Source organism: Paenibacillus sp. 01T422 (assembly GCF_056398785.1).
Genome location: NZ_JBFTQB010000087.1, coordinates 1 through 11,872 on the forward strand (window position 1 = coordinate 1; position 11,872 = coordinate 11,872).

The window sequence follows — 11,872 nt, forward strand, 5'->3', positions numbered from 1 at the left end:
ATCCAGCACGGATCGTATGCATAACCCCATATACATTTGTATCAAAAACGCGATGAATATCTTCGATCGCCGCTTGCCCTAATGCTCTTAAATAACCAAAACCAGCATTACAGAACAGAACGTCCAAGTATCCGTGATTATTGTCGATTACAGCAAAAGCTTGTTCCAGCGACTCAGGACTTGTTACCTCCATCTCCATAAAATGAAGATTCGCATGGTGCCCATGCTGCTCCTGATCACGTTCTACATTTCGCGTTCCCGCATAAACAGTCCAGCCTAATTCTGCAAATTTCAGGGCTGTCGCTAACCCAATCCCAGAGGATGCGCCGGTAATTGCGATAATCTTGCTTTTGCTCATATTTAATCACTCCAAATGTTAATGTTATAAACTGTTTAATAACTATACAGCATATTAATTGAACAGAGTAGTCAAGTCATTAAAAAATCCCAACGTGGGTAAGGTCGGGATCTTCGTGCTATAGCGGCAGCTTCTCCAAAAGCTGTTTGAGCTGCGCAAGCTCATCTTCCGTATACGGCGTGAAGAGCTGTTCAATTTTGTTATTATACGCCTCTAAGATGTCGTTTATAAGCTTATTTCCTTTGTCCGTGACTTGCAGCATTAGGCTTCTGCGGCTGGTAGGATGAGGCTTGCGAATCACAAGCTCCTGCTCTTCTAATTTATCCAGCAGCTGTGTAATCGCTCCGCGAGTAAGGCCGAATTCATTCGCAATATCAACGGCGATACAGTCTGGATGCTTGCGCAGAAATTCTAACGCATACATCATGATCGGTGAAACGTGAAAAGAGGGAAGCACTTGCGTCAAATAGGAAGAGAGGGCATTCTTGATTTCGCGAAATTTGTACGTGATGAGGAGATCTTTGTCCATGGATTAGCCGCCCTTTTTGTTTAGTATCTATACATTATAGCAAGGTCGAACCCGGGATCCAAGCTGCTGAAGGGTAAAAAAGAGACCCACAGCAACGGGCCGCGGGTCTAAATTTATATATTTTAAAGGGGGGTTGAGACTTATTATAGGCCTAGTTCATTAAAAGTAGATGAAAAACACATTTCATTTTCATTACATTTTTTCTAATGATAAAATAGAGGGATCAATGAAGGGCGGGGGAACGCTTTTGAAGCATTATTCCATGCGATCACATTTGACGGTAACGTTTGCCATCATGGCGATGATTCCGATCCTGATTCTTGGCACCTTTCAGGTTTCTCAAATTACGCATATTACGCAGGAGTCCATTCGGAATCAGCAGCTAACCACCTACCGGCTTGGGGACGCCGTTCAGGACTATATGTACTACCATCGCAATGCGGTTGAAACCCTGGCAGCCACAATTTCAGCCTCGGATGCGGCCTTTCGGACGCGCGAGAGCTTGACGTTGAAGCTGCAATCGCTGCAGCAGAATTTGGCTGGCTTCACAGGCATTTATGTGGTTGATTCTAATAGCCTCATTAAGGCTACGCATTCCACAGCCAATGATTCGCTGATAGGTACTGATGTGAAGGATCGGGACTACACGAAGCGGGTGCAAACCGCTCAAAACACCATCATCTCGTCACTTTTCCTTGGACCGGAGGGGCTGAATCAACCGGCTGTTGCCATTGCAGTACCCATTTATAAAGGGAATAAACAGCCTGATGGCTTCGTGCTCGCTGTGCTGGAGCTTACGCCGATCAAGGAGCTTGTGACGAAATACGATTACGGCAAAGAAGCTTACCCAGTTGTACTAGATCATGCGGGCAAGCCCATCTATCATCCCAATGGAGCGTTGACTGAAAAGCTGGCGGATTTATCCCAGGAGCCAGTCGTTGCAGACGCACGGGTTCAGAAGCAAGGCGAAGGAACTTACGAACTAAGCAACTCCAAGCAAAAAGAACTGATTACTTACAAAACCATCCCTGATATCGATTGGATCGTTTGGGTGAGCAAATCCAAAGCAGCGGTTAATGCCGCTTTTACCGAATCGCTGAGCATTACGATTTTGCTGTTGGTGGTTACGCTTATTTTGACGGTACTGCTGGGCAGTCTATTGGCGAAAAGGTTGAATGGCACCATTCATGCTTTGGTTGGCTACACCCAACGTCTGGCAGGAGGAACTTTCGTAGAGCCGGGCAGCAAGGTCGTTCCGAAAGGGGCGCCACTGGAACTGCAGTTGCTGGCGGACGATTTCTTCAAAATGGCGGAGCAGATCAAAGAGAATCAGGGCGCGCTGATTCAGCTCAACAGTGAGCTGGAGGATCGTGTGGAGGAGAGGACTCAGCGGCTGCAGGACGAGCATGCGACTTTAAATGCGGTGCTGGAGAGTATGTCCGATGCCGTCGTATTGATCGATATGGAACATCAAGTGGTGTATGCCAATCATCGAATGGCTGAAATATTCGCTATTCCGATGTCTGAGCTGGCGATTATGCAGGAATCTGCGTTGTTCGACCATATTGCGCTGTTGTTGCCTGAACGCCCCGATGAACTGGAGAAATTGACAGCGGGACCGAGGGTACAGGGTACTTTTACGGTGAAAAGCAGTCAGGGCAAAGAGCGTTTTATGATGGTATCGGCTTYTCAGGTGGCGCGAGAAGGGCGGGTTTTTGGCCGTGGTTATGTGTGGCGGGATATGACGAAGGAGCATGAAATTGATGCTTTGAAAAATGATCTGATCTCACTTGCCTCCCATGAGTTCAAAACGCCTATCACCAGCATTCGTGGCAGCGTAGAAACGCTGCTTCGAGTCGATGCACAGTGGGAAGAAAGCTTCAAGCAGGAGCTGCTCCAAGGAATCCACGAGGATATTGGGCGTATTCAAGATCTGATTGACGATTGGCTCGATATTTCCAAAATCGACTCAGGTGCCATGCGGATCAACCCGCAGCCACTTCGTGTCGAAGCCGTCGTCGACAGCGCGATGCGAAGACTTCCGCAGCAGGCGAATGACATGCATACGCAATTTGATGTGCAAGTAGCGGAGGATACACCGCTAATCTATGCGGATAAACTGCGGATGGAGCAGGTGCTCGTGAACTTGTTCACGAATGCCGTTCGGTACAATACGCAGCATCCGATTATCCGAATTACAGCTCAAGCGGATGATCATTTTGTATATGTAGACGTGCAGGACAATGGTATCGGCATTGCTGAGGAGCACGTGGACAAATTATTTGATCGGTTTTACCGGGTGGATGTTTCCTCGAGAAGTCAATCCGGAGGGACAGGGCTGGGACTGGCGATCTGCAAAGGCATCATGCATGCCCATCGCGGAGAGGTTCATGTGGCCAGCAAGCTTGGTGAGGGAAGCACATTTACTCTCTCCATACCGAGGTTTCTAGGGGAGGAGAACGAACATGAACAAGAAGAAAATCATGATCGTCGATGACGAACCGAAAATTGTGCGTTTCGTCGCGGCGAATCTCAAATCGTTGGATTTTGAAACCTTAACCTGCCAAAGCGGGGCAGAGGCGCTGGAGAAAGCCGAAGAGTTCGATCCGGATTTAATATTGCTTGATTTGATGATGCCGGGGATGGACGGATTCGATGTGTTAAAAAGACTGCGCTCCTACTCCAGCGTCCCGGTCATTATGCTGACTGCACGCAGCAATGGAGCGGACAAAGTGCAGGGGCTCAACCTCGGAGCGGACGATTATTTGACGAAGCCATTCTCCTTGGATGAGCTATTCGCCCGAGTGAATGCAGTGCTGCGGCGCATGGATGGCCGCATGGCACCGCCGGTCACGACGAGCGAGATCACGCTCGGCCCTGTGACCGCGAACCTCGCCCAGCGTCGCATCTGGCTGGGCGACACCGAGGTCAAGTTCACGGAGACCGAGTACAACTTATTTGCGCTGCTTTTGCAGCATGCCGGGAAAGTCATGACCCATGAGCAGCTGCTCAGCGAGATTTGGGGAAGCGAGTACCGCGATGAGGTCGAGTATTTGCGGGTTACCATCGCTCGCATCCGCCAGAAGATCAAAAGCGCAGCAGAAGGCGCTGCTGCGGAGCTAATTGTAACCTACCCGGGGGTAGGTTACATGGCGAAGCAGGAGTGAGCGTGAAAAATCCCCCTTGTCTGATTTACATCAGACAAGGGGGATTTTTGGTTTGGGAGTAGCTTGGCCCCGCACAAGTTAGCTCCTGCAAGAGTCGACCGAGAGCGCTAAAAGGCTGTCTCACCGCGTGAAAAATAGCTGGGTGTGGCTGAGAGCGCCAATCAGGCCGTCTCACCCGAAAGATTAGCTAGTCTACAAGAGAAGAAACGCACCAATAGGCACACTCAGCATCCGTAATAATGTATCTCAGCGTACAACTCCGATCCAATAAATCCACGTCATTCCGTAAGCAGCTGCACATCCAGCGGATAATCCGGCATCTCGAAGTCGCGGACAGCGCCAGAGGCCAGATCCACGATGGTCATCCCGTTCCAGCCCGTATCCGCATAAGTGACACCGCCAGTGAGGTAAGCGTAGCGTCCATCCGCGCTCACGGCGACCATCTGGTGCATCCGCTCCAGCGGGATAATCTTCTCGGCATACGTTTCGACGTCGAGCACAGTCAAGTTAGGCTTGCCGGTTGCACTTCCCGCAGCGCCAATGCCGACGATGAGCAGCTGCTTGCCATCAGCGGTCAGGGCTACTCCCTCTTGATGCGTGTTGCCCGTCAGCGGCTTCGTCTCGTACTTGCCGCTAGCTGGGTCGAGCACGACTAGGCCACGCCCCTGATAGGGCAAGAGCAGCCGGCCATCGGCACGAACCGCCGCGTAGTGCGGCTTCTCGAAGCCGCCTTTGCCGAAGGGAGCCACTTCAAGGCTGCGAGCCTTGAGCTGCATAGGATCGACAGCCGTCACGGAGTAGGAGTCGTGATCGATGCTGTAGACCTCTCTACCGTCGAGGCTAGTCACCACATCGAAAGGTCGATCGCCTACAGCGACACTGCCTGTCATGGCGAGTTTCTCCGCGTCCATGATCTCCAATTGGCTCTTCACGCCTCCGCCACGACCGGCTAAATACACGCCGACATAGACGAATTTGCCGTCAGGAGATACGGCAATTCCCATCCCGCCGGGACGGTATTCACCATATTGCGGCTTGCCGATAACGTCAGCAGCTTTATAAGGTACTAACGCGATACGTTTGTGCTGCTCAGTATCCACGACAGCGACACCTTCCGCGGTAGATATATAGGCGTAATGATTAGGACCTAGACCTACGGCAATGGCAAAAGGCGCCTTGCCAACCGTCAGCTTTTCGAATTGTCCCGTAGCTGGATCAAGAAAAGATATATAATCACTTTTAGAGTGAGTTACAAGCAGGGTTGATGTCGTACCTGCCGCAGGCATAGCTGTTGGTGTTGTCGCTACAATTGCACTTGCAGTCGGCACTGCCACAGGCGTAGGTGCAGGCTTCCCTAGATCGGTACTCGGAGTAGTAACGGAGACAGAAGGTACAGGCTGCGAGCTGCAGCCGACCATGATAAGAACTAGCGCCAGCATAGCGAATAACGCACGATTTTTGAAAAGCATAATAATCACCTCATTGGAATGGATGGCAGAACAAAAGGAGCACCTCATTCAAGGCACTCCTCTCCATAGTTCATAAATTTATTTCGCTACAGTCAGATTTACTCCCGCAGCCGAGGCCGTAGCCCACTTGCCTTCTGGAGCGACCGTATACGTCATACCTGGCACAAGCTGGCCGTTATTAAGCAGCGTGAAAGTACCTACAGCACCTTTACGCGTAGTCAGCGTGTATTCTGCTGTCAGAACAGTACCGTCTGTGCCTGTCAAAGTAACACGGCGTGAAACGAAGATTTCATCCTTCGGATCCTGGGAAAGGGTCACATTAATTGTCTTCGCATCCACGGCGGAAGCGGATTGAATCGTCACTGGAGCGATGTCTTTCGCAGTGAATGTAGCGTTTTTCAAAGTAGCCCAGTCCGCAGAAACCGTGTAAGTCACACCTTGCTTCAACGTTTCGCCGTTAGGCAGAAGGAATTTCGGAGCTTGACGACCATCGGTTGCTTGCGTGAATAGTAGGTATTTGGCAGTCATCGGTGTGCCGCCCTCAGGAGTGATTTGGACCTCACGGTTACGCATCGAAGAAAGAATTTGATACGTCATGCCATTGTATTGGTTCTTCTCATCCACAATAAAAGCGCCTGGACGGGCTTTGGCATAGGCAGCAATGACATAACCGTAGTCTGCTACGCCATCAGTCAAATGGGACTCAACTTCAAAAACATCATTAGCGACTTGCTGCGTGGAAGCCAAAGCAATTTTCTCTGTGCTCGCTGTAAAAGTGCCGGCAAGCTCACCTTTATAAGTTAGTGTGTAGGTCGTTCCGGCTTTCTGTGTTGGAACTGGAACAATGTAAGTGGATGTGGAACCTGTTTTTAAGCGTGGAACGTTGCTAATAGCCAGTCCATTGTCAAAAACAAAGTTTTTCGACGCGGGTTCAAGTTCTAATTCTGCCGTAGGAATCGGTGCTGAGAAGGYGACTTGCAAGGTAATTGCGTTCAAAACTTCCAACTTTGTCACATGGATAGGTGCTAATTGCTGCGCTTCGAAAATGAGAAGAGCGGCTTCACCGCGCGTCACTTGGCTGCTAGTTAAAGAAGCGTAACTTGGCAATTGCTGTACCGCGGCTGCATCCACTTTTAACACTTTCGCAATAATGCCTGCCAGCTGCTCGGAAGAAATTGTAAGGCTGCTTTGGAATTGACCGTTAGTAGCGGAGATAGCTCCTACAGATTCAAGGGCTGCCGCGTAAGAGTAGAACCAATCTCCTTTTGCTACATCGCTAAATGTAGTCGTTGCCGCTGTGTCCACGTTGACGTGTAGTGCGAGTACGGCCATCTTGGCAATCTCGGCGCGAGTTACAGCCTGATTAGGAAGGAAGCTATGATCCGCATATCCGGAAACCACTTGTTGTTGAGCCAATTGTTCAATAGCTGCTTGTACCTTGGAAGAGCTTGAGGCATCAGCGAAAGGGTTCGCGGCCATGGCATTGAAAGGTAAAATGGCGGACAAACCTACAGTTGCTGTAATGGTTAAAGYGGCAATTACTTTTTTGTTGTTTTTCATCTATAACACTCCTATTCGATATAATGGGGTTGCTAGTTTTACATAGTGGCCTTGCGTCATCTGCTGCATCGTGCTGCTTACTGCTTGTGTCTTGCCTGCTTACAAGATCAAGCTTACACGCCAGGGCATTACAATCGAATAAAAAATCAGACCTGCACATTACAAAAACGTAAAAATCGCATGGCAACCAACCCTGCGAGCATAAAAAAAGCCCGACTGCTCAACGGAATGAGCAGCTAGGCTGAAATTTAACGATTTCGAGAAAGCGAAGAGACCACATCAAATTTTAACATCCGTACGTTGCACAACGCTGTGCGAAGAGGACCCTGTAAGCCGTTCAGGAGAAAACACTTGCCGAACCGGCACAATGATAAGCACAGCAACCGCAGCTTTGATCGCATCCCCTATAAGGAAGGGGTAACAGGCGGCAGCCATTGCTTTTTCAAATGTATAAGTCGGCACTTTGTACATCAACCACGGAACGCCGGCAAGATAAAGAAGCAGAGAACCGAAAATCTCAAGCACCAGGAAGGCTGCGATGTAGCCCATAACGCCCTTCACGCGAATACGCGGCAAGATCATACCGATTAGCATAGCGGAGAACGGCCAGATCATGATGAAACCACCCGTAGGCCCAAGCACGATGCCTAAACCGCCATTTCCATGAAGCAGCGGAAAACCGACAGCTGTCAGGATCACAACGAGAAGCATACTGAAGAAGCCGTAACGTGCTCCGAGCAAGCCGCCTGTAAGCATGACCGCTAGTGTTTGTAAAGTAATTGGTACAGGTGTAAAAGGCAGTGAAATGCTTGCAAAGCTGAATAAGACAAGAATTGCAGCAAAAAGGGCACTGAAAACAACGCCGCGTAAAGTGAGTTTCATATTGTTCATCGCTCCTGTTTCTGTTATTGTTTATGTATTGTCAACTTCAAATTATAACAAAGGTTAACAATAAATCATTCAGATCATAGCACATCTTTTATGAAAGTGGAAGGACATTTTATATATGGCAAATCGAGAAATAGTGGCCTCTTTGCAGAGTGCCTCCGTCGTCTATCGCACACAATCGGAAGAAGGACGGCGCGTATGGTCGGATGTCTCATTAGATATTTATAAGGGTGAATGGATGGTCGTAATCGGGCCAAATGGCAGCGGGAAAAGCACTCTGGCCAGCAGTCTATTAGGCCTAAGTCCACTTTCAAGCGGAGAAATAATCCGCAAAGAGCCTGGGCAAATTAGAGGCGTGCTTCAATTGCCGGACGCCCAGTTCATAGGAGAAACCATTCAAGAGGAATTTGATTACCTGCCGGGTAAGCAGGACTTAACCATAGAAGAACGCAAAGCGTGGTATCTTCACAGCCTGTCAGCTGTGGGCTTGTCGCTGCCGCTCGAACGAACGCTTTCCACCTTATCTGGAGGGCAAAAGCAGTTGGTTAATTTGGCGGCTGCCCTTGCGCTTCAGCCCGAAATTCTGGTGTTGGATGAGCCGACGGCGATGTTAGACCCCGCGGCAAGACAGGGGGTCCGCCAAGCCGTACGTGAAGCCCATCAACGAGGCACGACCATTGTATGGATTACGCATAGGCTGGAAGAAGTAGCGGATGCAACGCGCGTCATCGGTTTTGGCGGCGGACGGATCACGTTTGATGGAGGACCACGAGCTTTCTTTTATGGAGAAAAGGAAGATAAATCGCTAGAGAGATCACCTTGTACCGAGTTAGGGCTCGACTCGCCCTATGTGGTGAAGACAGCTTTTGGCTTGCTGGAGCATGGCTGTCAGCTTCGTCTGCTTCCCCTGGATATGGATGAGCTGGCCGAGGCGGTGGTAAATTCATGTCTATAGCCCTGCAAAACATTCAAATAAATGCCCCGGATGACCCCGACCAGGAGCTGCTGAAAGATATCTGTTTTGAGCTTTCAGAAGGCTCAGTTACGGTCTTAATCGGGCATTCAGGTTCGGGAAAGTCGACGCTCCTTCAGGTGATGGCGGGTATTGTGGAGCCAGCCTCAGGCGTGATAACCCTTGATGACCAGCCTTTGTGGCATAAAAGAAAGGTAGACCAAGCGCACCTACTGCGGTTAGGTTTAATCTTTCAATTCCCTGAGCAGCAGCTGTTCGCCAGCAGCATTCGCGGGGAATTCGCCTATTCGCTACGCCCTTATCGGCTTACGGCGGACGAGCGCGAGCAGCGCATCCGCGCCGCCTGCGCCGACCTCGACCCTCACGGCGTCTTCGCCCTGGAGCGGTCGCCGTTTGGCTTGAGCGGCGGCGAGCAGCGCCGGCTCGCGCTGGCGACAACGTTCGCCACGGCGCCGGATTGGCTCCTCATGGATGAGCCAACCGCCGGCCTCGAGGCGGCGGCCGTCCGCGAATTGCTGCGCATCATTCGCGGGCGAGAGCGTGGCGGCTATGTCATCGCCACGCATGACCTGGACACGTTCCTGCCGTTGGCAGACCGTGTCCTCGTCTTAGACCACGGCGAGCTCRTCTTCGACGGGTCGCCGGAAGCGCTGTGCCGCGCGCCGGAGCTGCTCACGCGCGCGGGTGTTGGCCTCCCGAGCTGCGTGGAGGCCGCTCAAGCCCTTGCGCGCCGCGGCATCGCCATCGCGCCGGATTTGCTCGCGCCGGAGCTGGCTGCTCCGGCGATTTTGAAAGCGCTGCGTGAACGCAGCAGCGCAAGCCCAGCGGCGGCGCCACAAGCAGCAGCGCCGCAACACGCGCGCGTGGCGCCAGCGCCGCCGCAGGCCGCGTGGCTAGCGCGTGATCCGCGCGCGAAGTGGCTGCTCTACCTGCTGCTTGTCATCGGAACGATGCAGCTGCAGGTGTGGAGCGGCCTCGCGGCTTCTGCGCTGCTCCTGAGCCTTTCGTGCCTCGGCCTTCCGCGTGCCGCGATTCGCGGCAGCTGGAAGATTGCCGTGCCGTTCTTGATCTTCATGTTCATGTCGATTGTGCTGGCCGGCTTGGAGTGGAGGGCGGAGGCGGCTGGGCAATTCCCGCTGGGCTTTGCGCTTGAGCGCGCATGGAGCGCAGCCTTCGTGCTCACACGCCTATTTCTGATCCTGATGGCCGGATACTGGTTAGCCGTGTCTACGCCGTATGGTCAGCTTGTGCAAGGACTGAATTGGGCGTTGTCCTTTTTCCGCAAAATGAAGCTGCCAGTGGAATCCTTTGCGTTGGCAGTCTCGCTCTTGTTTCGGTTCATCCCGCTCATTTTACGGGAGTGGCAGCGTTTCTCGGCGATTGTGAGGGCCAGAGGCAAGGCGGCGATCAGACCCGGGATGGTACGGATGCGGGATATCCCGGCTTTGGTTGTGCCGCTGCTGCTTGCCATGTTTCACAAAGCTGAGCAAATGACCGTAGCGATGGAGATGAAAAAAATCGACGGCAAACAGCAACTGCTGAAGAAAAGTACGTTGAGCTGGCAAGCCAAGGATACGCTGCTCGTCGTTTGGAGTGTCGTTGTTTTTGGCGTGCTGATGGTTATGCGTCACTAATAGGAAGAGCAGCTCATTTGGGGAGCTGCTCTTTTTTGGCTCCGCGGTCGTACGGGGAATCTTGAGTGCGCAAGCCCCGTATACTATACTTTGACTAAGAAACTCGGACGGCGGTGACAAGCATGAAATTTTCTAATTACACCATCTATGAACAGCAGACGCTGCGCAAAGTGACACTCTGGGAAATTCGTCAACAGAAGACACCAAACATGATTGAAAAAGCGTCGAAATCCGTCTCCACAAACATCAATAAGCTTATCCCGGAAAAAGTGCACAAAACGATCACGGCCACTGTCAGAGGCATGTTTCAGACAACATTGTTTGGGATGAACTATATCCCTCAGAATGACCCGCTTGTGGGTGCTACTTTGGCCGAAAGTGATGCGAAAGCGGAGGAATTACTGTCGCTCTACAAAAAGATTGCAGCTGCCGAGGGAGCAGGCACAGGAGCGGGCGGGATTTTGCTTGGACTCGCGGACTTTCCGATTCTGATCGGGATCAAGTTGAAATTCCTATTCGAGCTTGCGCACGCCTACGGCTACTCCACGAAGGATTATAGAGAGCGCCTGTTCATCTTGTATGTGTTTCAAATCGCGTTCTCCAGCCCGAACAAAAAGCCGGCTCTACTGGACACGATCAAAAATTGGCACGAGATCGCGAGCGGCTTTCCGACAGCTGATGCCTATATGGATCAAGTGGATTGGCTGCAGCTTCAGCAGGAATATCGGGATACAATTGATTTCCGTAAAATGCTGCAGCTTGTCCCCGGCATTGGTGCTGTTGTGGGCGCTTGGGCGAATTTTGGCCTGCTCGAAGAGTTAGGCGTGGCGGGCATGAACRGCTTTCGCTTGCGCCGGTTAGAGGATAAAGCGAGGTTGGAGGGTGAAGGAGAAGGAGAAGGAGAAGGAGAAGGAGAAGGAGAAGGTGAAACGAGGGGAGCCCCGTTGGAGTAAATCCAATGGAAATGCGATTTTGCTCTGTAAAATGTTGCTCTCATTGGATGAAATCCAGCAGGGAGAGTGGATTAGGTCATTATGTAGGTGGATTTTGGCTGTTTCGTTGGATTTCATCCAACGAAACGCGGAAATTCCGCCTCATAAAGGCGGTCTCATTGGAATTCGTCCAATGAGAAGACGAGGCTTCGCCCCAGGCTGCTGCTCCCGCGTCTGATCTGCTCGTCTGTCCCGCCGCGTCCCGCCCGYGCCCTGCGTCCCGCCCGCGCTCCTGCGTCCCGCCCGTGCCCTGCGTCCCGCCCGCGCTCCTGCGTCCCGCCCGYGCCCTGCGTCCCGCCCGC

General features: G+C 51.7%; 11 protein-coding genes. 5 read left to right on the plus strand and 6 right to left on the minus strand.

Going from position 1 to position 11,872, the window contains the following annotated elements:
- Together AC1DUA_RS07080 and AC1DUA_RS07085 are read right to left on the minus strand one after the other, a co-directional pair.
- Positions 1-358: SDR family NAD(P)-dependent oxidoreductase (locus tag AC1DUA_RS07080; RefSeq protein WP_477499057.1), on the minus strand; the 358-nt coding region annotated here is incomplete at its 3' end.
- 118 nt (positions 359-476) lie between these two features.
- A complete protein-coding gene (locus AC1DUA_RS07085) occupies positions 477-887 on the minus strand; it encodes a MarR family winged helix-turn-helix transcriptional regulator (RefSeq protein WP_477499058.1) in 411 nt (136 codons plus the stop codon).
- A gap of 247 nt (positions 888-1,134) precedes the next feature.
- Between AC1DUA_RS07085 and AC1DUA_RS07090 the strand changes: the two genes are divergently transcribed.
- Both AC1DUA_RS07090 and AC1DUA_RS07095 read left to right on the plus strand, forming a co-directional pair.
- Positions 1,135-3,384 (plus strand): sensor histidine kinase, encoded by a 2,250-nt coding sequence (locus tag AC1DUA_RS07090; RefSeq protein WP_477499059.1) that lies wholly within the window; start codon positions 1,135-1,137, stop codon positions 3,382-3,384.
- Entirely contained in the window at positions 3,353-4,054 is a 702-nt protein-coding gene (locus tag AC1DUA_RS07095; RefSeq protein WP_477499060.1) for a response regulator transcription factor, read from the plus strand. Before AC1DUA_RS07090 ends, AC1DUA_RS07095 begins: the two co-directional genes overlap by 32 nt.
- A gap of 278 nt (positions 4,055-4,332) precedes the next feature.
- On the opposite strand, the gene AC1DUA_RS07100 is transcribed toward AC1DUA_RS07095, so the two are convergent.
- From AC1DUA_RS07100 to AC1DUA_RS07110, 3 genes are all read right to left on the minus strand, one after another.
- On the minus strand, positions 4,333-5,523 hold the full coding sequence (locus tag AC1DUA_RS07100; protein ID WP_477499061.1) for a hypothetical protein: 1,191 nt from the start codon (positions 5,521-5,523) through the stop codon (positions 4,333-4,335).
- A gap of 78 nt (positions 5,524-5,601) precedes the next feature.
- Positions 5,602-7,083 (minus strand): S-layer homology domain-containing protein, encoded by a 1,482-nt coding sequence (locus tag AC1DUA_RS07105; protein WP_477499062.1) that lies wholly within the window; start codon positions 7,081-7,083, stop codon positions 5,602-5,604.
- A 279-nt stretch (positions 7,084-7,362) separates the two neighbouring features.
- On the minus strand, positions 7,363-7,965 hold the full coding sequence (locus AC1DUA_RS07110) for a biotin transporter BioY (RefSeq protein ID WP_477499063.1): 603 nt from the start codon (positions 7,963-7,965) through the stop codon (positions 7,363-7,365).
- Between the two features lie 124 nt (positions 7,966-8,089).
- Between AC1DUA_RS07110 and AC1DUA_RS07115 the strand changes: the two genes are divergently transcribed.
- From AC1DUA_RS07115 to AC1DUA_RS07125, 3 genes are all read left to right on the plus strand, one after another.
- Entirely contained in the window at positions 8,090-8,926 is an 837-nt protein-coding gene (locus tag AC1DUA_RS07115) for an ATP-binding cassette domain-containing protein (protein WP_477499064.1), read from the plus strand.
- Positions 8,917-10,578 carry an ATP-binding cassette domain-containing protein gene (locus tag AC1DUA_RS07120; RefSeq protein WP_477499065.1) on the plus strand — a complete coding sequence of 554 codons (1,662 nt, stop codon included), beginning with the start codon at positions 8,917-8,919 and terminating at the stop codon, positions 10,576-10,578. Before AC1DUA_RS07115 ends, AC1DUA_RS07120 begins: the two co-directional genes overlap by 10 nt.
- A 122-nt stretch (positions 10,579-10,700) precedes the next feature.
- Positions 10,701-11,531: an EcsC family protein gene (locus AC1DUA_RS07125; RefSeq protein ID WP_477499066.1), complete on the plus strand. Its 831-nt coding sequence runs from the start codon at positions 10,701-10,703 to the stop codon at positions 11,529-11,531.
- A gap of 79 nt (positions 11,532-11,610) precedes the next feature.
- On the opposite strand, the gene AC1DUA_RS07130 is transcribed toward AC1DUA_RS07125, so the two are convergent.
- On the minus strand, positions 11,611-11,872 hold a 262-nt coding region (locus AC1DUA_RS07130), incomplete at its 5' end, for a hypothetical protein (protein WP_477499067.1).